Raw genomic sequence first — 19766 nt, forward strand, 5'->3', positions numbered from 1 at the left:
TCCGTACGGACGAGGCGGGGTGGGCGGCGTCGAGCAGGGGTTCTCAGGGCGAGCGCAGGACCTGCCCGGGCAGGATCTCGTCGGGGTCGTCACCGATGACGTCACGGTTGGCCGCGTGCCACCGGACGACCTCCGCCAGGACGTCGCCGTCCGAGGCCGCGTCCGGGAGTCCGCGGGACGCGATGTCCCACAGCGTGTCCCCTCGTACGACCACCACCTCGTCGCGGTCGGGCGGTCCGGGCCGCGCCTCGGCGCGGCCGGCGCTGTCGGCGGACCCCGCGGGGACGTCGGTGTCGAGCGGGCTGCTGGTGAGCTCGGCGGTGTGCGTCGTCGCCGGCGCGACCGGGTGTGCCGACGCCGCGGGGTCCGGGGGCGCCGGGTCGGTCGTGGACCGCCAGCCGACGTCGAGCACGACGGGTGCGTCAGCGCCGGGAGCCTCGTCGGCCAGAGCGCCCACCGGCGTGAGAGCCAGACCGGCGCCGACCCCGACGCCGACGGCGCCACGCGCGAGCCGGTGCACGAGCCGCGGGACCCAGGGGCCCAGCGCCGTGTCCAGGACGTGTCGGCCGTCCCGGCGGGCACGAGCGATGCAGGCCAGCGCGATGGCGGCTCCGACGGCCAGCCGGCTCGCGGCGATGGCGCCGACGAGCAGGACGCCGAGCTCGACCCATCGGTCGATGTCGGTGCGGGCGGCCTCCGCCACCCCGCGCGGGACGATCGACTCGGCACGCAGGCCGAGCAGCGCCAGGACGGCGGCACCCCCGAGGGCGCACGCGAGGAGGCCTGCGAGGGAGAGGCCGGGTCGCGGCGCCGGCCGAGGGTGCTGGGTGATCTCGTCTGTCATCTGATCCACTCTGATCATGACGCTTGATGTCTTTTGGTGTCTTCTGGTGGCACTGATCTCACCAGAGTTCGATCGCCGTGTCCAGAGCGGGCATGCTGGTGCGGTCCATCGGACGTGGGAAGGGGGAGGGTGATGACGTCGTCCGACAGGTCTCGCTGGGCGCTGCTCTTCGCGGACCTCGAGGCGCAGCTCGCCGCGGGGGAGGCGGCCGAGCGGGAGGGCGCCGTCGCCGAGCTCACCCGCGCTGAGCAGGCCGCCGTCCGCTGGACCGACCGGTTGCGGGCGACGCGCGGTCCGGTGCGCGTGGAGCTGTCCGACGGAGAGGTCCTCGAGGGGCGGGTCGCCCACCTCGCCGACACCTGGATGCAGCTCGACGCCGGAGGGCCCCGCGGACGCGTGCAGCACGTCGTGCCCGTCGCCGCGGTGGCAGGGATCGTGGGCCTGGGCTCCCAGGCGCTGGCGTCGCAGGCGAGGACGGACCGGCTCGGTCTCGGCACGGCGCTGCGCGCGCTGCAGCGCGACCGCGCCCGGGTGCAGGTGCGGACGACGTCCGGTCAGGTCGTCGGCCGGATCGCCCGGGTGGGCGCGGACCACCTCGACGTCGTGGAGGTCGACCGGGCGCGGCCGGTCGACCGGGTCGTCCCGTTCTCCGCCCTGCTGCGCGTCAGCGAGGCGTGATCACATCTCGCCGGAGGCGATGCGCTCGCGGGTGCGGGTGTACTGCTGCTCGATGTACTCCTCGAGCTTGACCGCCTCGACGCGCCACACCTTCTTCGGGCCGACCTGGATCGCGGGCAGCTCGCCCGAGCGGACGAGCGAGTACGCCTGGGCGGCGGAGATGCTCAGCATCTCCTGGACCTCGGCGAGGGAGAGGAAGCGACCAGCCATGCAGCCATGGTCGCACGGCGCCGTCGGTTGATCTCGCTTGTCCACAGGCGATGGTGGATGGTGGCGCGGTGGCGTCTTCGTCCCGGATGATGGATCTCACCGCATCGTCGCTGGTCGCAGCGCTAGGGTGACGACCGACCGACGGCCCCGCCCGCCGGACGCGACGACGCGACCGGCCGAACCGAAGGACCGATCCGTGAGCAACGACGCCCTGCCCTCTCCCGTCGCGCCCCGCCTGCGCCGGCCCACCTGGCGCGACCCCCGTCTCGTCGTCGGGCTGCTCCTCGTGGCGCTCGCCGTCGCGCTGGGGGCCTGGGTGGTCTCGGGCGCCGACCGCACGGTGCCGGTCTACGTCGCCGCCGGCACGCTCACCCCGGGAGAGCCCGTGGCGGCGGAGGACCTGCGTGTCGTCGACGTCAACCTCGGCGCGGAGACGGCGCGGTACCTGCGGGCGGACGTCGGGCCCCCGACGGACCAGGTCGCCCTGCGCGTCGTCGAGGACGGCGAGCTGGTCGCCGCGGGGGCGCTCGGCCCGGCCGAGCGCGTCGACGTCCGGGCGGTGGCGGTCCCGGTCAGCGCGGGACTGTCCGAGCGGATCCGGGCCGGAGCGCTCGTCGACCTGTGGTTCGTGCCGGACGTCGCGCCGGGGTCGAAGGGCGGCGCCCCGGAGCCGGAGCCGCTGGTGACCGGCGTCGTCGTCGAGCAGGTCGACGTCTCGGACAGCGGTCTCGTCGTGGCCGACGGCGGCACGGTGCACGTGCTCGTCGGCAGCGAGCGCCTGCCGGCCGTGCTGTCGGCCCTCGGCGCCGACGGGTCGATCGCGGTCGTCCCCGTGGCGGGCGCCTGATGGCGGCGCCGATCACCGTGCTGTGCGCGGTGGAGGGGCCGGAGGAACCCGAGGTCGTGGTCGCGCTCGGCGCTCCCGGAGCGGGCACCACGGTGACCCGCCGCTGCGGTGACGTGACCGAGCTGCTCGCCGCGGCCGCGGCCGGAGCCGGGACGGTGGCCGTCGTGACCGCCGACCTCCCGGGCCTCGACCGGGAGGCCGTCGGTCGTCTGCACGCGGCCGGGACCCGCGTCGTCGCCCTCGCGGACGTCGGTGGGGCCGACCGGGCCGAGGCGCTCGGCGTCGACGCCGTCCGCACCGGGCCGCACGACGCGGGTTTCCTCGACGCCGTGCGCGACACCGCACCGATCGACGACCCGCTGGCCACCGGGGAGCTCGACCTGGCGTCGGTCCTCGACGCCGAGGGAAGCTCGCCGGAGCCGGGGCGTCGTGGTGACGTCGTGGCGGTCTGGGGTCCGGTCGGCGCCCCCGGTCGCTCGACGACGGCCGTCGAGGTCGCTGCCGAGCTGGCCGGGATCGGCGGGACCCGCGGACGTCGACGGCGGGGCCGGGCCGGTCGCCCCGCCCCTGCGGCGCCCGGGGAGACGACGCTGCTGGTCGACGCCGACACCTACGGCTCGTGCCTCGCCGCCCGGCTGGGCCTGCTCGACGACGCCCCCGGGCTCGCGGCCGCCGCGCGCGCCGCCTCCCGGGGCGGCCTGGACCTGACGACGCTCGCCCGCCACGCACCCGTGGTCACGGGACGGCTCCGCGTCCTGACGGGCATCACGCGGGCCTCCCGGTGGCCCGAGCTGCCGGCCAGCGCCCTCGAGGTCGTCCTCGACCGGGCGCGCGACCTGGCGCGCTGGACCGTCGTCGACTGCGGGCCGCTCGTGGAGGCCGACGAGCTGCTCATGTACGACACCCACGCCCCGCAGCGCAACGGCGCGACCCTCGCCGCCCTGGAGGCGGCTGACGTCGTGGTCGTCGTCGGTGCCGCCGACCCCGTCGGCATCCACCGTCTGGTGCGTGCCCTGGAGGACCTGGCCGACGTCCCGGTCCCGGTGGCCGGTCGACGGCTCGTGGTCGCGAACCGCGTGCGCTCGACGGCGGTGGGCCCTGACCCGGCCGGGGCCGTGGCGGCGGCGCTGGCCCGCTACGCCGGGGTGGACGACGTGCACCCGGTGCCCGACGACGCTGCTGCGTGCGACGCCGCAGTGCTCGCCGGCCGTAGCCTGGCCGAGCACGCACCCTCGTCGTCCGCCCGGGACGGCTTCGCGGAGCTGGCGGGCCGGGTCCGCGCGCTGGTGGCGTGAGCGGCGTCGGGCAGACTGTCCCCATGCGCATCTACGTGCCCGCGACCCTGGACGAGCTGGACACCGCCGTGGTCGGGAGCGTGACCCGCTGGCCCGTCGGGCCGCGCGGTGCGCACGCCGTCACGCGGGCGCTCGCCGGTGAGCTCGCCGACGCCGACGACGAGGGGCGCGAGTACGCGGCGTTCCTCGCGGCCGCCGACGACTCCCTGTCGCTCGTCGCGGGCCGTCCTGGCGTGCCGCCCGTGCGGGTCGTGGTCTCGGTGGACGTCGAGCAGGACGTCGTGGGCGTCGACCCCGAGGGCGCCTCGGCCTCGTCGGTGCAGCTGCTGCGCGACGTCCCGGACGTCCCGCTGGCCGCCGTGCACGTCGACGAACCCACCGCGGCCGACGACGTCCGGGCCGTGCTGACGGCGATCGACGCCGACGACGACGAGGCGCTCGCCGAGGCGGTCCAGCGCGTCACCGACCGGGACCTGCTCTGGTACGACCCGAGCGAGATCGGCCAGATCCCGCGTCCCTGAGACCGCACCGTCCGCTGTGGGCATGAAATCTGCAGCCCTCGGGTACCCAGGGGCTGCAGATTTCATGCCCACAGCGCGGGAGGTCAGCCGAGGTAGACGAGCGCCTTGTCGTGCAGCAGCCCGTTGGTGGCCAGCGCGTTGCCGCCCCAGGGGCCGTCCGACCCGTCCAGCGAGGTGAACCGCCCGCCGGCCTCGACGACGATCGGGACCAGCGCCGCCATGTCGTACAGCTCGAGCTCCGGCTCGGCGGCGATGTCCGCCGCGCCCTCCGCGACGAGCATGTACGACCAGAAGTCGCCGTACCCACGGGTTCGCCAGCACTCGCGGGTCAGGTCGAGGAACCCGTTGAGCTTGTCGCGCTCCTCCCAGCCGTCCAGGGAGGAGTAGGCGAACGAGGCGTCGTCCAGCGACGAGACGCCGGACACGCGCATGCGGGTGGCGGCGGCGATCGACTTGCCGGTCCAGGCGCCGGAACCCTTGGCGGCCCACCAGCGGCGGCCGAGCGCCGGGGCGGAGACGAGGCCCATGACGACCTCGTCGCCCTCGGCCAGCGCGATGAGCGTCGCCCACACAGGCACACCCCGGACGAAGTTCTTGGTGCCGTCGATGGGGTCGATGATCCACCGGCGGGACCCGCTGCCGGCCTCTTCGCCGAACTCCTCGCCGACGATGGCGTCACGCGTGCGCGCGCGGGCCAGCTGGGCGCGGATGAACTCCTCCGCGCCGCGGTCCGCGTCGGACACCGGGGTCTGGTCCGGCTTGGTCTCGACGTGCAGATCGACCGCGCGGAACCGGGACATCGTCATCGAGTCGACCTGGTCGGCGATCACGTGGGCCAGGCGCAGGTCGTCCTCGTACGTGCGCCCGTGCCCCCGGGGACTGGGTGTCTGCTGGAAGGTGGCCACCCTCACACGGTAGCGGTCCGGGAGGTCGGCAGACGGCGGAACGACGCCAGGCGAGATGCGCGTGTCGCCGGTCCGGGGACGGCACGGAGGGCCGACGCGCTGTTCCGACAGAGTGTGGCACTCTGGCGCATCAGCAAGATCGCACCAGGGCCGACCCGCAGTGACGCGTGGCCCCGGTGGGGATGAGGAGAAGTATGTCGCGGTTCGAGCTGATGCTCGGTTCGCCCGTGTCGCGGATCGTCGCCATCGCGTGCGCGGTCTGGTGCGTGGGGGTCGGCGTCTACGTGATCGGGGGGACGATTCTCCGCCTGTTCGGTCGGGAGGTCGGGACGCTGGATCTGAAGCAGGCCGCGAGCGAGCTCCACGACGGCGACGTCCTGATGGCATCGATGGTTGCCAGGGTCAAAGCTCCGATGGCGCTGGCCTTCGTCGCCTGGATTCCCTTGTTCCTCGGTGTCGGCGTGCTCGGCCCACGCTTTGACGAGCACTTCAGAGAGGTTTTCCTGTGGTCGTCGGCAGCCCAGTTCGGTCTGATGCTCTGGGCGGCCGTGGAGTTCCTCTGGGCCTGGCCGGGTGTCCTCGTCGCCCCTGAGGCCAGGGGAACGTCGGGATACCTGCAGAGCAGACGCAGCCGATCGCGGGCCCCGAAGGGCGGTGCCGACGACGACTCCTAGCCGGCGTCGGTCCGGGAGGTCAGCAGGCGGCGGAACGACGCCAGGCGGGCAGCACGTGCCGCCCGCCCGTCGCCGTCCTCGGCGGCCTCGACCCACTCGTCGAGCGCGCAGTCGGGGGCATCGGCGAGGTGCGTGCACCCGCGCGGGCACTCCTCGGCCGCGGCATCCAGGTCCTCGAAGGCGCGCAGCAGGTGCTCGGGCTCCACGTGGGCGAGGCCGAAGGACCGCACGCCCGGGGTGTCGATGACCCAGCCGTCGTGCCCCTCGCCGTCCACCGAGGAGCCCGGACCCACCGGCAGGCGCAGCGCCACCGCCGACGTCGAGGTGTGCCGCCCTCGACCCGTCACGTCGTTGACGACGCCGGTCGCCCGCAGGGCGTCGGGCACCAGGGCGTTGATGAGTGTCGACTTGCCGACGCCGGAGTGGCCCACCAGCACCGACGTCCGGCCCAGCAGGCGCTCGCGGACCGTCTCGACGGACTCCGCGTCGTCCCGCCTGGTCACCACCACGTCCACGCCGATCGGCTCGTACAGGTCGCGCAGCTCGTCGGGGGAGGCGAGGTCGGCCTTGGTCAGGCACAGCAGCACGTCCATGCCGGCGTCGTAGGCGGCTACGACGCAGCGGTCGATCATGCCGGTGCGCGGCTCGGGCTGGGCGAGCGCGGTGACGACGACGAGCTGGTCGGCGTTGGCGACCACGATCCGCTCGTACGGGTCGGTGTCGTCGGCCGTGCGGCGCAGCGTCGAGGTGCGGTCGGTGATGCGCACGATCCGGGCGAGCGTGCCCTCGCGGCCGGAGGTGTCCCCGACGACGTCCACCCGGTCGCCGACCACGGTGCGGGTCCGCCCGAGCTCGCGGGCCTTCATGGCGAGGATCTCGCGCTCGTCCGGGCCGCCGTCGTCGACCACGAGGGTGTAGCGGCCCCGGTCGATCCCGGTGACCATCGCCGGGACGGCGTTCGCGTGCTCGGGACGCTGCTTGGACCGTGGGCGCGACCCGTGCTTGGAGGGACGCGAGAACCGGTCGTGCTCGTCACGGGCCCGCGCCATCAGGCCAGGTCCCCCGTGCCGAGATCGAGCATCCGTGCCCAGATCCGGTCGAACCCGGGCAGGGTCTTGGCGGTGGTGGCGACGTCCTCGACCTGGATGCCCGGCACGCGCAGGCCGAGCAGCGCCGCCGAGGTGGCCATGCGGTGGTCGGCGTAGGTGCGGAACGTCCCGCCGTGCAGCGGGCGCGGGGTGATGACGAGCCCGTCGCGGGTCTCCTCGCACCGGCCGCCCAGCCGGGTGATCTCCGTGGCCAACGCCGCCAGCCGGTCCGTCTCGTGGCCGCGCAGGTGGGCGATGCCGCGCAGGCGGGTGGGGGAGTCGGCCAGCGCCGCGAGCACGGCGAACGTCGGGGCGAGCTCGCCGCCGGCCTGCAGGTCGACGTCGATGCCGTGGATCTCGCCCGTGCCGGTCACGCTCAGCACGCCGTCGGCGAGCGACGCCGTGCCGCCCATCCGTTCCAGCAGCCCGGGGACCATGGCACCCGGCTGGGTGGTCGACGACGGCCACCCCGGCACCCGCACGGTGCCTCCGGCGACCAGCGCGGCGGCCAGGAAGGGTGCCGCGTTGGACAGGTCCGGCTCGACGCGCACGTCCCGGGCGGCGATCGGACCGGGGGTGACCTGCCAGATGCCGTCCCGGGAGTCGTCGACGGCGACACCGACCTCGCGCAGGGTCGCGACGGTCATCTCGATGTGGGGCAGACTCGGCAGCGTGGTGCCGATGTGCCGCAGCATCAGCGGCCGGTCGAACCGGGCGGCGGCCAGCAGCAGCGCCGAGACGAACTGGGAGGAGGCCGAGGCGTCGATGTCGACGGCGCCGCCGGCGACGTGGCCCCGTCCGTGCACGGTGAAGGGCAGGTGGGCCGGGAGCGTGTCGCCGGCCTCGGCGCCCTCGCCGGTGACGCGGACGCCGAGGCCGTGCAGCCCGGCGAGCACCGGCTGCATCGGCCGCACCCGCGCCTCCGGGTCGCCGTCGAACCGGACGGCGCCGTCGGCCAGCGCGGCCACGGGGGGCAGGAACCGCATCACGGTGCCGGCCAGCCCGCAGTCGACGGCGGTGTTGCCGGTGACCGGCCCGGGCGTGACGTGCAGCGTGCTGGCGGTCTCACCCTCGGTGATGGTGGCGCCGAGCGACCGCAGCGCGGCGATCATGAGGTCGGCGTCGCGCGAGCGCAGCGCACCGCGCAGGGTGCCCGGCCCGTCGGCCAGTGCTGCGAGGACGAGCAGCCGGTTCGTCAGCGACTTGCTGCCCGGGACCTCGACCGTGCTGTCCAGGGGGCCGTCGGCGACCGGGGCGTCCCAGAGCGGCAGATCGGTCGGTGCCGGCGCAGTCGTCATGTCCCCGAGGGTAGTTGACGGCCTGTCGGCGCGGTGTCGTGTCCGGAGGTCAGGACACCTTCGCCGCGGCCTTCTCGGCGGCGGCCCGTGCGCTCTTCGCGCCGGCCCGTGCGCTCTTCGCGGTGGAGCGCAGGTCCCGCTCGACCTGCTTGCGCGCGCGTCGGGCCGACGTCGAGGCGGACTTCTGCGCGGTCGTCGCGGACCGCTTGGCGTTCTGGACCGCGTACCGACCGGTCCGCTCCGCGTTGCGGACCGCGTACTTCCCGGTCTTCTCCGCGCTCTCGACGGCGTGCTGCGCGGACTTCGACGCCGACGACGTCTTCTGCGCGATGCGGTAGCTCATGCCGGGACGGCCCTCGAGGTCGATCCCGGCGATCACCGTGGCGCCGATCGCGCCGAGGTTCTTGACGAACTTGAGGGTCTTCGCCTTCCGCTCGTCGCCCTTGCGGGTGAAGGGCTGGTTGACGACGGCCAGGGGCGTCGTCAACGCGGCGAGCGCCAGGGCGGCGGTCCGCGGGGTCCGGCCGACGGCGAGCAGCAGGCCGGCGAACGCGGTCACGGCGCCGTGCGCGCGGACCAGCAACGCGACCTGGGTGTCGTCGAGACGGTCGACACCCAGGGTGTCGGTGACCGTGTCGGCGCCCTCGCGGGCGGCGTCGGTGTGCTCGGCCGGTCGCAGCGCGGTGGACACGCCGTCGTAGATGAACGGGACGGCCAGCAGGGGTCGGGCGAGACGTCGCAGCAGCATGGCCCCACTGTGGCAGAGCCGCAGCTGACATGCCCACCGATAGACGTGGCGGTTGACGCCGCGAGCAGGGGTGCGGTCCGATGACCGTCGTGACCTCGGCCCTCCGCCGCAGCGCGGCGCCCGCTGCCCTGCTCGCCGCCGCCGTCGCCCTGTCCGGGTGTGCCGGCACCGTGCTCGCGCCTGACGAGCCGTCCGACGTGCGGGGCGTGGTGGCCGACGGCGGCTCCGTCGACGACGACGCCCGCGCGGGGCAGCCGGTCGTCGTGCAGGCTTCTGACCCCTACTACGAGGGGATGGCGCTCCTCACCGACGGCACCGAGGTGCTGGCGGCCGACGGCGACGCCGCGGACCCGGACATTCTCGTGGCCGGGGTCCTGGTCGAGGTGTGGGTCGACGAGGTCTGCCAGGAGTCGTACCCCGTGCAGTGCGACGTCGAGGTCGTGCAGCTCCTCGAGCCCTAGTCGCTCCGCGGCCGACGTCAGCGCAGCTCGACGCCCTCCCACCAGTCGGGGTGGGAACGGGGCGGACGGCGGTGCCCGAGCCCGTCACGACGGACGGCCCGGGCGGAGGCCGCGAGCGCGGCGACGGTCAGCAGGAGCAGCAGGAGCAGGATGATCGTGGTCATGGCAGCAATCATGCGATCGTCAAGATGGCGCCACCAGTGGCAGAGGTGACACTACCCATCGACATTCTGCCAATGTCCTGGGACGATGGGCGGATGATCCAGAAGGTGGCCGCGGTCGTCGTCCCGGGCGTCGCCCCGTTCGAGATGGGGATCGCCTGCGAGGTCTTCGGCATCGACCGCCGGGACACCGGGGGGCCGGCCTTCGACTTCACGCTGTGCACCCCCGACCCCGGTGCGGTGCCGACCCGGGGCGGGTTCGCCGTCCAGGTGGACGCCGGGCTCGAGGCGACCGAGGACGCCGACGTCGTCGTCGCCGTGGCCTACGACGTCATGGACGACGACCACCCTGTCGAGCTCTCGCCCGCGTACCTCGACGCGATCCGCCGGGCCCACGACCGCGGCGCCTGGGTCGTGTCGCTGTGCTCGGGCGCGTTCGCGCTCGCGGCCGCCGGCCTCCTCGACGGTCGGCGCTGCACGACGCACTGGTTGTTCGCGGCCCGTCTCGCCGCCGCCGCACCACGTGCCGACGTCGACCCCGACGTGCTCTACGTCGCCGACGGCCGGGTGCTGACCAGCGCCGGCACGGCCGCCGGGATCGACGCCTGCCTGCACCTGCTCCGCACCGAGCTCGGGGGCGAGGTGGCCCGTGCCGTCGCCCGCCGCATGGTCGTCCCGCCGCAGCGCGACGGCGGGCAGGCCCAGTTCGTCGTCGATCCCGTCCCCGAGTCGGGCGAGTCGCTCGCCGGTCTCCTCGCGTGGATGCGCGAGCACCTCGAGCAGGACCACAGCGTGCCCGCGCTGGCGCGTCGCGCCACGCTGTCGGAGCGGACGTTCGCCCGCCGGTTCCGCGCGGAGACCGGGACCACCCCCGGCGCCTGGCTCACCCGGCAGCGCGTCGCGCGGGCCCAGGAGCTCCTGGAGCACCCCGACGTGCCGGTGGAGGAGGTCGCCCGGCTCGTCGGCTTCGGCAGCGCCGCGGTGCTGCGACACCACTTCGCACGGGTGCTCGGCACCAGCCCCACGGCGTACCGCCGCCGGTTCGCCGACGTCGCGTCCTGACCCGCGGCGCCGGCGGCGCGACGACGGCGCTCATCTGGTGGGAATGCACGCCCGCCGCCGACGGTTGCACCGCAGTGTGGAAGCCTGCATGACCCGAGGAGCCCCCGCACCGGCCGGGGCGCGCGACGTGACCCTGTTCTCCGTCCCCTCCGACCTCGGCGGGGCGGCGGCGTCGACGTCGGACGGACGCCGCACCGCCTGGCCGCGAGAGCTAGGCTCGAGACCGATGAGCACCCATGACGACGCGGAGACGACCTCGCCGGCCGAGGACGAGGTCGGCGAGGACACCGAACGCGCTCCTGACGAGGAGTCGGCCACCGACCGGGTCGCGCGGTTCGAGCGCGACGCGCTGGAGTACGTCGACCAGCTGTACTCCGCGGCGCTGCGCATGACCCGGAACCCGGCCGACGCCGAGGACCTGGTCCAGGAGACGTTCGCCAAGGCGTTCGCCGCCTTCCACCAGTACAAGCCGGGGACGAACCTCAAGGCCTGGCTGTACCGGATCCTGACCAACACCTTCATCAACAACTACCGCAAGAAGCAGCGGCAGCCGCAGCAGGCGCAGACCGACGACATCGAGGACTGGCAGATCGCCCGGGCGGCGACCCACACCTCGCAGGGCCTGCGGTCGGCCGAGGTCGAGGCCCTCGACCGGCTCCCGGACTCCGACGTGAAGCGGGCGCTGGCCGAGCTGCCGGAGGACCGCCGCATGGTCGTCTACTACGCCGACGTCGAGGGGTTCCCCTACAAGGAGATCGCGGAGATCATGGGTACACCGATCGGGACCGTGATGTCCCGGCTGCACCGTGGACGACGGCAGCTGCGCGACCTGTTGTCGGACTACGCGGCTGACCGAGGACTCGCCGGAGCACGCGGAGGAGAATCATGATGAGCGGGGACGTGACGCCCATCCCGCACGAGCCCGCCGAGGGCGAGAGCGAGTGCGAGCACGCACTGCACCACCTGTACGAGTACCTCGACTCGGAGATGACCGAGGCCGACGAGGACCGCATGCGCGCGCACGTCGCGCACTGCTCGCCCTGTCTGGCCGAGCTCAGCGTCGAGGAGCTCGTCAAGAAGCTCGTGAAGCGGTCCTGCGCCGAGCAGGCGCCGGCGACGCTGCGGCTGCGCATCCACGAGCAGCTCACCGTGATGCGCACCTCCGGCTGAGCGCACGGAGCACCACCGGGTCCGTGCCGAGGCACGGGCCGGGGACGACGGGCCGGCACCCTGGAGGGTGCCGGCCCGTCGTGCGTGGTGACGTCCTCAGGCGTTGGGACGCTTGCCGTGGTTGGCGTTCTTGCCCTTGCGGGCACGACGCTTGTTGCCGCGCTTGCTCATGATTTCTCCTCACGAGAAGGTGTTCGGGGGTCACACCATGATCCCACAACCGCACGTCGACCCGCGTCACCGGCCAACGGAGGCAGCATGAGCACCGAGTCCTGGGCGATCGCCGCCCCGCAGACCGTCGAGATCACCGGGGTGGGCGGCCTGTCCGTCCGGCTCCAGGACGGTCGGGTCGACGTCGTGGTCGACCCCGACGCGGAGCACGTCACGCTGGAGGTCGCCGAGGTCGGCGAGAAGCCGCTCCAGGTCGACCGTGACGGCGACCGCCTGCGGATCGGCTACGAACGCTCGATGGTGGAGGCCTTCGTGGCCCGGGTGCGGTCGCTGGGCAGCTCCGAGCGGGCGGTCGTCCGCCTCACGGTCCCGCCCGGGGTCCGGGTCGACGTCGGCACGATCGAGGCCGACGCCGACGTCAGCGGCACCGCCGGGACCGTGGTCAAGACCGTCACGGGGGCGGTGCGCACGGCGGGGACGTCGGGGTCGCTGTACCTGAAGTCCGTCTCCGGCGACGTGGCCGCCTCGGGACACACCGGCGACGTGTCCGCCCAGGTCGTCTCCGGTGCCCTGGCGCTCGAGGGGGCTCTCGGCAGGGTCTCCACGAGCAGCGTGTCGGGTGCGGTGGCCGTCACCGCGGCCGGCACCGTGCCGATGGTGTCGGCGAAGTCGGTCTCCGGCGACGTGGCGATCCGGCTCGACGAGGGCACCCCCCTCAGCCTCAAGGTCCGCGGTGCCGCGGGCCAGGCCGTGGTCGACGGCGAGGTGCTGCCCTCGACCACGCGCACCCTGTCCGTCGACCGCAGCGAGACCCCGACCGACGGGCGCAGCATCGCCTACGTCACCGCCGCCGTGACGAGCGCCCGGGTGATCGTCTCCCGCGGCTGAGCCGCGGCCGGGTCGCTACTCCGTGTCGTGCGGCAGCCCGAGCCAGGCGTGCCACCCGGTGTGCAGCACGAGCCAGGCCATCAGGCCGTAGCCGGCCTGGCCGGGGTAGGTCGACCCGGTGGTCGCCAGGTCGGCGAGCCACTGCTCGTGCTGGGCCAGCGGCGTGTACGTGTCCACGTAGGGCACCCGGCGGCGGCTGGCGACGTCGGAGAACGCGGCCGAGAGCTCGGCGATCCGGTCCCCGTCCTCCGGCCGGCCGGGCGGGGGACCGACGACGAAGGTCGACAGCCGACGGTTGTCGGCGACGTCGAGGATGTTGGCCAGGTTCAGCCGGGAGCGCGCCACCGACAGGCCCGAGTCGACGTCGTGGCGACCCAGGGCCACCACGAGCCGGTTGTCATGGGTCGCGTCCGGGCCGAACCGCGGCTCCGTCTCCGCCTCCCAGCGAGCTCCGAGGGTCGACGTCGTCTCGCCCGGCACCGCCAGGGTGAACGTCATCGCCGGGCGGTCGAACCGGGTCCGCGCCAGCACCCGGCCGGTCCAACCGAGCGCGCGACCGTCGCCTACGCCCACGGCGAGCTCGTCGCCCACCACGCAGATCCGCACCTCGCGGTCCGTCACGAGCTGTCACCGTCCCCTGCCGTGTCCCAGTCTTGCGCCGCCATTGTTCCGTGACCTGGCACGGCACGGCATGATCCCACGCCGTGGCGTGCGGTCACCCGCTGGCAGGGAGGCGTCCCCGCCGGGTTCGTGACGTCGTGCCGGGGACCGGCGGTCAGGGCGTGGTCCGTCACAGCAGGGTGGCACCCCAGCGCACCTCGTGCTCCTCGCCCGGGGCCAGACGCACGAGCCGGTCGCCGGTGTTGAACGCGTCCGCGTAGCAGCTCATCGGCTCCGCGGCCAGGCCGAGACGCTCGTGCCCGGTGATGTGGTCGGCCGAGCAGACCTGCCAGCAGTCCATCGACGAGTCCGCCCAGACGGCGGCGGTCCGGCCGTCCGGGCAGCCGAGCCGGCACCAGGACAGGCCCCGCTCGTCACGGGTCGCGCCGACCCAGGCGTCGTCGAGGTCGAGCCCCGCCAACGAGCGCGTCGTGCGCAGGTCGTGGTCGCCCGCGACCGGCTCGACGCCGGTGGGCAGCAGCCGGTCGTCGACCGTCACGTGCTCGGTCGCGTCCAGGCGGACGGTGCAGTCGTCGAGGTCGGCCCCGCCCGCGGAGAGCCAGGGGTGGAACCCGACCCCGTACGGCGCGGTGCCGGTGCCGACGTTGCGGGTGGTCACGCGGACCTCGAGGCCCTGCTCGGCGTCCAGGGCGTAGCGCACCCGGGTGGTGAGCTGGAACGGCCAGCCCTTCTGCGCGGGCAGCGCCAGCTCGAGCGTCACCGCGTGGTCGGCGACCTCGACGGCGGACCAGCGGTACCAGCAGCCCAGGCCGTGCAGCGCCGTGCCCCGGTCGGGTTCGCTCAGCGGGAGCTGGTGGGTCTCCCCGTCGTCCGTCGTGTAGCGGCCGTCGCGCAGCCGGTTCGGCCAGGGCACCAGGACGGCGGCGTTGAAGACCGGCGCCGGCTCGTGCTCGTCGAAGGGGACGAAGACGTCACGCCCGTCCACCGAGTACTCCCGCACCATGGCACCGACCTCGGTGATCGTGGCGCGGTGGGTGCCGGCGGACAGGCGGTACTGGGTGCCGGACGGCGCGGGCGCCGTCGCGGGGAGCTGGCTCGTGTTCACGGTCACACCGTAGTCGCCGAGCCCGATCGGTGCGTGCCGCGTACCGTGGGAAGGTCGACCCCACGGACTTGGAGAAACAGATGGAGAAGCGGGTACTCGGCCGGACCGGCCGGATGGTGTCGGTCGTCGGCCTGGGCACCTGGCAGCTCGGCGGGGACTGGGGCGAGGTGAGCGACGCCGAGTCGCGCGCCGTGCTCGAGGCGTCGCTCGAGGCCGGCGTGACCTTCTACGACACCGCCGACGTCTACGGTGACGGCCGCAGCGAGCAGGCGGTGGGCGCCTTCCTGGCGGACCACCGTGACGAGGGTCTCACCGTGGCCACGAAGATGGGACGCCGGGCGGACCAGGTGCCGGAGAACTACGTCCTGGAGAACTTCCGCTCCTGGACGGACCGGTCCCGGGCCAACCTCGGGGTCGACACGCTCGACCTGGTGCAGCTCCACTGCCCGCCCACGCCGGTGTACTCCCGCGACGAGGTGTACGACGCGTTGGACACCCTCGTCGACGAGGGCGTGACGGCCGCCTACGGCGTCTCGGTGGAGACCGTGGACGAGGCGCTGACCGCCATCGCACGGCCCGGTGTCGCGACCGTCCAGATCATCCTCAACGCGTTCCGGCACAAGCCGCTGGAGAAGGTCCTGCCCGCGGCGTCCGAGGCGGGCGTCGGGATCATCGCCCGCGTCCCCCTGGCCTCCGGCCTGCTGTCGGGCCGCTACACGAAGGACACCACGTTCGCCGAGGACGACCACCGCACGTTCAACCGCGGGGGAGAGGCCTTCGACGTCGGCGAGACGTTCTCCGGCGTCCCGTTCGAGGTCGGCGTCGAGGCCGCGGCGTCCTTCACCGAGCTGGCCGAGGGGCTCGAGCAGGACCTCACCCCGGCCCAGGCCGCGCTCGCGTGGGTCTGGCAGAGCCCGGGCGTCTCCACCGTGATCCCCGGTGCCCGCACCCCGGAGCAGGCGCGGCTCAACGCCGCCGCGGGCGGGGCGCACAGCCTCGGTCCGCTGTTCGCCTCCCGCGTGCGCGAGCTCTACGACGGGTCGATCCGCGAGCACGTCCACGACAAGTGGTGAGTCGATAGCGCAGGACGCACGAGAAGGGCCCGGGAGCGGATGCTCCCGGGCCCTTCTCGTGCTCGTGCTGCCTGGCCGGACCGTCAGCGGGTGAAGACCTGGTCGAGCAGGATCTCCTGCTCCTCCTTGTGCCGCTTCGCGGTGCCGGCGGCCGTGGACGCCGACGCCGGTCGGGAGATGACCTGGACCCGGGGCAGGTCCTCCGGCATCGCCAGGTGCAGGTAGGACCACGCACCCTGGTTCTGCGGCTCGTCCTGGACCCACACGACCTCGGCGTCCGGGTACGTGGCGATCTGCTCGCGCACCTGCTCCTCGGGGAACGGGTACAGCTCCTCGAGGCGCACCAGCGCCGTGCTGGTGTCCCCGCGCTTGCTGCGCTCGGCGGCCAGGTCGTAGTAGACGCGACCCGTGCAGAGCACCAGACGACGGACGTCGGCGGGGTCGACGTCCCCGCGGGCCACCGCGGGGTCCCCGAGCACCGGCTCGAACGTGCCGGTGGTGAAGTCCTCCACGCTGGAGGCGGCGGCCTTGAGGCGCAGCAGCTGCTTCGGGGTCAGCACCACGAGCGGGCGTCGCGGACGGGCGTAGGCCTGGCGGCGCAGCAGGTGCGCGTACGAGGCCGGCGTGGACGGCTGCGCCACGCTGATGTTGTTCTCCGCGGCGAGCTGGAGGAACCGCTCGGGCCGGGCCGAGGAGTGGTCCGGACCCTGTCCCTCGTACCCGTGCGGGAGCAGCATGACGACCGAGGAGTTCTGGCCCCACTTCTGCTCGGCGGAGGAGATGAACTCGTCGATGACGGTCTGCGCGCCGTTGACGAAGTCGCCGAACTGCGCCTCCCAGAGCACCAGGGCGTCCGGGCGCTCGACCGAGTAGCCGTACTCGAAGCCGAGGGCCGCGTACTCGCTCAGCGAGGAGTCGTACACCCAGAACTTCGCCTGGTCGCCCGACAGGTACAGCAGCGGGGTCCACTCCGCACCCGTGTGCCGGTCGTGCAGGACGGCGTGTCGCTGCGTGAACGTGCCGCGGCGCGAGTCCTGCCCCGCGAGCCGCACCGGCGTGCCCTCGATGAGCAGCGACCCGAAGGCCACGAGCTCGCCGAAGCCCCAGTCGATGTCGCCCTCCTTGGCCATGAGCTGGCGCTTCTCGAGCAGCTTGCCGAGCTTGGGGTGGACCGTGAAGCCCTCGGGCGGCTGGACCTGGACGTCACCGACGCGCTCCAGGACGGCGTGCGGGATCGCCGTCTTCCAGCCGACCATCGTGCCGGCGTCCTCACGCTGCGACTCCGGACGCTCCAGCCCGGCGATCTCCTCCGTGCCGGAGGAACGGTCGGACGAGGACGAGCCCTTGGTCTCGGTGAAGACCCGCTCGAGCTGTGCCTGGTAGTCCTTGAGCGCCTGCTCGGCCTCCTCGACGGTGATGTCGCCGCGGGCCACGAGGTTCTTCGTGTAGAGCTTGCGCACCGACTGCTTGGCCTCGATGAGGTTGTACATCAGCGGCTGCGTCATCGAGGGGTCGTCGCCCTCGTTGTGCCCGCGCCGGCGGTAGCAGACCATGTCGATGATGACGTCCCGGTCGAACTGCTCGCGGTAGGCGAAGGCGAGCTCGGCCACGCGGACGCAGGCCTCCGGGTCGTCACCGTTCACGTGGAAGACGGGGACCTGGTAGCCCTTGGCCACGTCGGTGGAGTACGTCGTCGAACGCGACGAGGACGGGCCCGTGGTGAAGCCGACCTGGTTGTTGATGACGACGTGGATCGTGCCGCCGGTGCGGTAGCCGCGCAGCTGGGCGAGGTTGAGCACCTCCGGCACGACACCCTGGCCCGCGAAGGCCGCGTCGCCGTGGATGAGCAGCGGCAGCACGGAGAACCCGTCGCCGCCGAGGTCGATCCGGTCCTGCTTGGCCCGCACGATGCCCTCGAGGACGGGGTCCACGGCCTCCAGGTGGGACGGGTTGGCCGCCAGGTAGACCTTCGTCGTGGCACCGGACTCGGCGGTGAAGGTCCCCTCGGTGCCGAGGTGGTACTTGACGTCGCCGGAGCCCTGGACCGACTTCGGGTCGATCTGGCCCTCGAACTCCTTGAAGATCTGGCCGTAGCTCTTGCCGGCGATGTTGGCCAGCACGTTGAGACGACCGCGGTGCGCCATGCCGACGCCGACCTCGTCGAGCCCGTTCTCGGCGGCCTTGGACAGGATCGCGTCGAGCAGCGGGATGACGGCCTCGCCGCCCTCGAGGGAGAACCGCTTCTGCCCGACGTACTTCGTCTGCAGGAACGTCTCGAAGGCCTCGGCCGAGTTCAGCCGGCGCAGGATCCGCAGCTGGTCCTCGCGCGGGGTGCGGGCGTAGCCGTGCTCGAGCCGGTCCTGCAGCCACTTGCGCTGGGTCGGGTCGGACAGGTGCATGTACTCGATGCCGATCGAGCGGCAGTAGGAGTCGCGCAGCAGGCCGAGCGTGTCGCGCAGCGTCGCCTTCGGCGTACCGCCGAAGCCGCCGGTCGGGAACGACCGGTCCAGGTCCCACAGCGTCAGCCCGTGGTTCTGGATGTCGAGGTCGGGGTGCTTGCGCTGGCGGTAGGCGAGCGGGTCGGTGTCCGCCATGAGGTGGCCGCGCGAGCGGTAGGAGTGGATGAGCTCGGCGATCTTGGCGGGCTTGGCCGCCTCGACGTCGGCGTCGACCGTGTTGTCGCGGACCCAGCGCACCGGCTCGTAGGGGATCCGCAGCGCCGCGAAGACGCGGTCGTAGAAGCCGTCCAGGCCGAGCAGCTTGCCCGCCAGGATCTTGAGGAACTCGCCGGACTGCGCACCCTGGATGATGCGGTGGTCGTAGGTCGACGTGACCGTCATGACCTTCGAGACGCCCATCCGGGCGAGCTGCTCCTCGGAGGCGCCGGCGAACTCCGCCGGGTAGTCCATGGCGCCGACGCCGATGATGGTGCCCTGCCCCTGCATGAGGCGGGGGACCGAGTGCACGGTGCCGATGCCGCCGGGGTTGGTCAGCGAGATCGTGGTGCCGGCGAAGTCGTCCATGCCGAGCTTGCCCCCGCGCGCCTTGCGCACGAGCTCCTCGTAGGCGGCCCAGAAGCCCGCGAAGTCGAGCTCCTCGGCCTTCTTGATGCTCGGCACGAGCAGCTGGCGCGAGCCGTCCGGCTTGGCCAGGTCGATGGCGAGGCCGAACCCGACGTGCGCGGGGTGGACCACGTGCGGCTTGCCGTCGGTGTGCTCGTAGTGCGCGTTCATGACCGGCATGTCGGCCAGCGCCTCGACGAGTGCGAAGCCGATGAGGTGCGTGAACGAGATCTTGCCGCCGCGGCCGCGCTTGAGGTGGTTGTTGATGACGATGCGGTTGTCGACCATCAGCTTGGCGGGGACCGCGCGCACCGACGTCGCGGTCGGCACCTCGAGCGAGGCCTCCATGTTCGTCACCACGCGCGCCGCGGGACCACGTAGCTTCTGCACGTCGTCCGTGGCCTCGTCCTCGTCGGACGCCGGCTCGGTGCGGGCGACCTCGGCGTAGGGAGCCGTGGCGGGCAGCGCCTCGGCGACCGGTGCGTCGGCCGCGGAGATCTCCGGGTCGGCCGGTACGGGGGCGGGCGCGGACGCCTGGGAGACCTCCGCCGCGGCGGTCCCGTCCGCGGCCGAGGAGGTCCCCTGCTCAGCACGCGAGGGCTCCTCGGTCTCGGTCTCCGTCTCGGTCTCCGCCTCGGCCGGGGCGGACGCGGCCGAGGCCGCCGTCGTCTCGGTCGGCGCCGGGGAGCCGTTCGACGGCGCCTCGTCCGACTCGCCCGGGGTGTAGTCCTCGAAGAAGTCCCACCACGCGGGGTCGACCGCGTTCTTGTCCTTCAGGTACTGCTCGTAGAGCTCGTCGACGAGCCACTCGTTGGCTCCGAACGACGCGCTCTCGGCGCTGATCGACTCTGACCCTGCCTTGGGGGACACCACGCCCGGATCGC

At 73.3% G+C, this 19766-nt stretch carries 22 protein-coding genes; 11 read left to right on the forward strand and 11 right to left on the reverse strand.

The window, feature by feature from the left end; genetic code table 11:
• Nucleotides 1–43 precede the first annotated feature (43 nt).
• Entirely contained in the window at nucleotides 44–844 is an 801-nt protein-coding gene (locus tag Q6350_RS06245; RefSeq protein ID WP_305065796.1) for a LysM peptidoglycan-binding domain-containing protein, read from the reverse strand.
• Nucleotides 845–976: 132 nt separating this feature from the next.
• Between Q6350_RS06245 and Q6350_RS06250 the strand changes: the two genes are divergently transcribed.
• Nucleotides 977–1522 carry a hypothetical protein gene (locus tag Q6350_RS06250; RefSeq protein WP_304603354.1) on the forward strand — a complete coding sequence of 182 codons (546 nt, stop codon included), beginning with the start codon at nucleotides 977–979 and terminating at the stop codon, nucleotides 1520–1522.
• Here Q6350_RS06250 and Q6350_RS06255 read toward each other — a convergent pair whose 3' ends face one another.
• The gene (locus Q6350_RS06255; RefSeq protein WP_171247363.1) at nucleotides 1523–1732 is read right to left on the reverse strand and encodes a helix-turn-helix domain-containing protein; all 210 of its coding nucleotides are present in this window, start codon (nucleotides 1730–1732) and stop codon (nucleotides 1523–1525) included. It abuts the gene before it with no gap.
• Nucleotides 1733–1928: 196 nt separating this feature from the next.
• Between Q6350_RS06255 and Q6350_RS06260 the strand changes: the two genes are divergently transcribed.
• From Q6350_RS06260 to Q6350_RS06270, 3 genes are read left to right on the forward strand one after another with little or no spacing between them, the layout of a single operon-like run.
• Nucleotides 1929–2579 (forward strand): hypothetical protein, encoded by a 651-nt coding sequence (locus Q6350_RS06260; protein ID WP_304603355.1) that lies wholly within the window; start codon nucleotides 1929–1931, stop codon nucleotides 2577–2579.
• Entirely contained in the window at nucleotides 2579–3874 is a 1296-nt protein-coding gene (locus Q6350_RS06265; protein ID WP_305065797.1) for a hypothetical protein, read from the forward strand. The genes Q6350_RS06260 and Q6350_RS06265 overlap by 1 nt, the downstream gene beginning before the upstream one ends.
• Before the next feature lie 23 nt (nucleotides 3875–3897).
• Entirely contained in the window at nucleotides 3898–4395 is a 498-nt protein-coding gene (locus tag Q6350_RS06270) for a hypothetical protein (protein ID WP_305065798.1), read from the forward strand.
• Between the two features lie 83 nt (nucleotides 4396–4478).
• On the opposite strand, the gene hisN is transcribed toward Q6350_RS06270, so the two are convergent.
• Entirely contained in the window at nucleotides 4479–5300 is an 822-nt protein-coding gene (gene hisN / locus Q6350_RS06275; protein WP_304603358.1) for a histidinol-phosphatase, read from the reverse strand.
• A 194-nt stretch (nucleotides 5301–5494) separates the two neighbouring features.
• On the opposite strand from hisN, the gene Q6350_RS06280 reads away from it, so the two are divergent.
• Nucleotides 5495–5974, forward strand: a complete 480-nt coding sequence (locus tag Q6350_RS06280; protein ID WP_304603359.1) for a hypothetical protein — start codon at nucleotides 5495–5497, stop codon at nucleotides 5972–5974.
• Here the strand turns inward: Q6350_RS06280 and rsgA are convergent.
• The 3 genes from rsgA to Q6350_RS06295 are packed head-to-tail and all read right to left on the reverse strand — an operon-like array spanning nucleotide 5971 to nucleotide 9108.
• Entirely contained in the window at nucleotides 5971–7023 is a 1053-nt protein-coding gene (rsgA, locus tag Q6350_RS06285) for a ribosome small subunit-dependent GTPase A (RefSeq protein ID WP_304603360.1), read from the reverse strand. The two genes, Q6350_RS06280 and rsgA, sit on opposite strands and share 4 nt — an antisense overlap.
• A complete protein-coding gene (gene aroA / locus Q6350_RS06290) occupies nucleotides 7023–8360 on the reverse strand; it encodes a 3-phosphoshikimate 1-carboxyvinyltransferase (RefSeq protein WP_304603361.1) in 1338 nt (445 codons plus the stop codon). The genes rsgA and aroA overlap by 1 nt, the downstream gene beginning before the upstream one ends.
• Before the next feature lie 49 nt (nucleotides 8361–8409).
• The gene (locus tag Q6350_RS06295) at nucleotides 8410–9108 is read right to left on the reverse strand and encodes a DoxX family membrane protein (RefSeq protein ID WP_305065799.1); all 699 of its coding nucleotides are present in this window, start codon (nucleotides 9106–9108) and stop codon (nucleotides 8410–8412) included.
• Nucleotides 9109–9197: 89 nt separating this feature from the next.
• On the opposite strand from Q6350_RS06295, the gene Q6350_RS06300 reads away from it, so the two are divergent.
• Nucleotides 9198–9569: a hypothetical protein gene (locus Q6350_RS06300; RefSeq protein WP_305065800.1), complete on the forward strand. Its 372-nt coding sequence runs from the start codon at nucleotides 9198–9200 to the stop codon at nucleotides 9567–9569.
• Nucleotides 9570–9586: 17 nt separating this feature from the next.
• Here Q6350_RS06300 and Q6350_RS06305 read toward each other — a convergent pair whose 3' ends face one another.
• Nucleotides 9587–9733, reverse strand: coding sequence for a hypothetical protein (locus tag Q6350_RS06305; protein ID WP_171247355.1), 147 nt, complete (start codon nucleotides 9731–9733; stop codon nucleotides 9587–9589).
• 93 nt (nucleotides 9734–9826) lie between these two features.
• Here Q6350_RS06305 and Q6350_RS06310 point away from each other — a divergent pair, with 93 nt between their 5' ends.
• The 3 genes from Q6350_RS06310 to rsrA are packed head-to-tail and all read left to right on the forward strand — an operon-like array spanning nucleotide 9827 to nucleotide 11962.
• Entirely contained in the window at nucleotides 9827–10792 is a 966-nt protein-coding gene (locus tag Q6350_RS06310) for a helix-turn-helix domain-containing protein (RefSeq protein ID WP_304607170.1), read from the forward strand.
• 43 nt (nucleotides 10793–10835) lie between these two features.
• Complete coding sequence (locus tag Q6350_RS06315; protein ID WP_370375379.1) at nucleotides 10836–11681, forward strand: sigma-70 family RNA polymerase sigma factor; 846 nt, start codon at nucleotides 10836–10838, stop codon at nucleotides 11679–11681.
• Nucleotides 11681–11962: a mycothiol system anti-sigma-R factor gene (rsrA, locus tag Q6350_RS06320; protein ID WP_171247352.1), complete on the forward strand. Its 282-nt coding sequence runs from the start codon at nucleotides 11681–11683 to the stop codon at nucleotides 11960–11962. The genes Q6350_RS06315 and rsrA overlap by 1 nt, the downstream gene beginning before the upstream one ends.
• A 96-nt stretch (nucleotides 11963–12058) precedes the next feature.
• Here rsrA and Q6350_RS15350 read toward each other — a convergent pair whose 3' ends face one another.
• Nucleotides 12059–12133, reverse strand: a complete 75-nt coding sequence (locus tag Q6350_RS15350) for a 50S ribosomal protein bL37 (RefSeq protein WP_369810841.1) — start codon at nucleotides 12131–12133, stop codon at nucleotides 12059–12061.
• An 87-nt stretch (nucleotides 12134–12220) separates the two neighbouring features.
• Here Q6350_RS15350 and Q6350_RS06325 point away from each other — a divergent pair, with 87 nt between their 5' ends.
• A complete protein-coding gene (locus tag Q6350_RS06325; protein ID WP_304603366.1) occupies nucleotides 12221–13021 on the forward strand; it encodes a DUF4097 family beta strand repeat-containing protein in 801 nt (266 codons plus the stop codon).
• 15 nt (nucleotides 13022–13036) lie between these two features.
• Here Q6350_RS06325 and Q6350_RS06330 read toward each other — a convergent pair whose 3' ends face one another.
• Nucleotides 13037–13642 carry a GDSL-type esterase/lipase family protein gene (locus tag Q6350_RS06330; RefSeq protein WP_304603367.1) on the reverse strand — a complete coding sequence of 202 codons (606 nt, stop codon included), beginning with the start codon at nucleotides 13640–13642 and terminating at the stop codon, nucleotides 13037–13039.
• A gap of 169 nt (nucleotides 13643–13811) precedes the next feature.
• A complete protein-coding gene (locus Q6350_RS06335; protein WP_305065802.1) occupies nucleotides 13812–14747 on the reverse strand; it encodes an aldose 1-epimerase family protein in 936 nt (311 codons plus the stop codon).
• An 80-nt stretch (nucleotides 14748–14827) separates the two neighbouring features.
• Here Q6350_RS06335 and Q6350_RS06340 point away from each other — a divergent pair, with 80 nt between their 5' ends.
• The gene (locus Q6350_RS06340; protein ID WP_171247349.1) at nucleotides 14828–15820 is read left to right on the forward strand and encodes an aldo/keto reductase; all 993 of its coding nucleotides are present in this window, start codon (nucleotides 14828–14830) and stop codon (nucleotides 15818–15820) included.
• 83 nt (nucleotides 15821–15903) lie between these two features.
• Here the strand turns inward: Q6350_RS06340 and Q6350_RS06345 are convergent, their stop codons facing one another.
• Complete coding sequence (locus Q6350_RS06345) at nucleotides 15904–19755, reverse strand: multifunctional oxoglutarate decarboxylase/oxoglutarate dehydrogenase thiamine pyrophosphate-binding subunit/dihydrolipoyllysine-residue succinyltransferase subunit (protein ID WP_305065803.1); 3852 nt, start codon at nucleotides 19753–19755, stop codon at nucleotides 15904–15906.
• Nucleotides 19756–19766: the final 11 nt, after the last annotated feature.

Source organism: Isoptericola sp. b515, assembly GCF_030588125.1.
Classification (GTDB): domain Bacteria; phylum Actinomycetota; class Actinomycetes; order Actinomycetales; family Cellulomonadaceae; genus Isoptericola; species Isoptericola sediminis.

Bases quoted from the DNA above. Each gene is read 5' to 3' on its own strand.
- Q6350_RS06340 (WP_171247349.1), top strand. From the start codon at position 14,828: ATGGAGAAGCGGGTACTCGGCCGGACCGGCCGGATGGTGTCGGTCGTC.
- Q6350_RS06325 (WP_304603366.1), top strand. From the start codon at position 12,221: ATGAGCACCGAGTCCTGGGCGATCGCCGCCCCGCAGACCGTCGAGATC.
- Q6350_RS06295 (WP_305065799.1), bottom strand. From the start codon at position 9,108: ATGCTGCTGCGACGTCTCGCCCGACCCCTGCTGGCCGTCCCGTTCATC.
- Q6350_RS06310 (WP_304607170.1), top strand. From the start codon at position 9,827: ATGATCCAGAAGGTGGCCGCGGTCGTCGTCCCGGGCGTCGCCCCGTTC.
- Q6350_RS06265 (WP_305065797.1), top strand. From the start codon at position 2,579: ATGGCGGCGCCGATCACCGTGCTGTGCGCGGTGGAGGGGCCGGAGGAA.
- Q6350_RS06305 (WP_171247355.1), bottom strand. From the start codon at position 9,733: ATGACCACGATCATCCTGCTCCTGCTGCTCCTGCTGACCGTCGCCGCG.
- rsgA (WP_304603360.1), bottom strand. From the start codon at position 7,023: ATGGCGCGGGCCCGTGACGAGCACGACCGGTTCTCGCGTCCCTCCAAG.
- Q6350_RS06255 (WP_171247363.1), bottom strand. From the start codon at position 1,732: ATGGCTGGTCGCTTCCTCTCCCTCGCCGAGGTCCAGGAGATGCTGAGC.
- Q6350_RS06245 (WP_305065796.1), bottom strand. From the start codon at position 844: ATGACAGACGAGATCACCCAGCACCCTCGGCCGGCGCCGCGACCCGGC.
- Q6350_RS06315 (WP_370375379.1), top strand. From the start codon at position 10,836: ATGCACGCCCGCCGCCGACGGTTGCACCGCAGTGTGGAAGCCTGCATG.
- Q6350_RS06280 (WP_304603359.1), top strand. From the start codon at position 5,495: ATGTCGCGGTTCGAGCTGATGCTCGGTTCGCCCGTGTCGCGGATCGTC.
- rsrA (WP_171247352.1), top strand. From the start codon at position 11,681: ATGAGCGGGGACGTGACGCCCATCCCGCACGAGCCCGCCGAGGGCGAG.
- Q6350_RS06270 (WP_305065798.1), top strand. From the start codon at position 3,898: ATGCGCATCTACGTGCCCGCGACCCTGGACGAGCTGGACACCGCCGTG.
- Q6350_RS06250 (WP_304603354.1), top strand. From the start codon at position 977: ATGACGTCGTCCGACAGGTCTCGCTGGGCGCTGCTCTTCGCGGACCTC.
- aroA (WP_304603361.1), bottom strand. From the start codon at position 8,360: ATGACGACTGCGCCGGCACCGACCGATCTGCCGCTCTGGGACGCCCCG.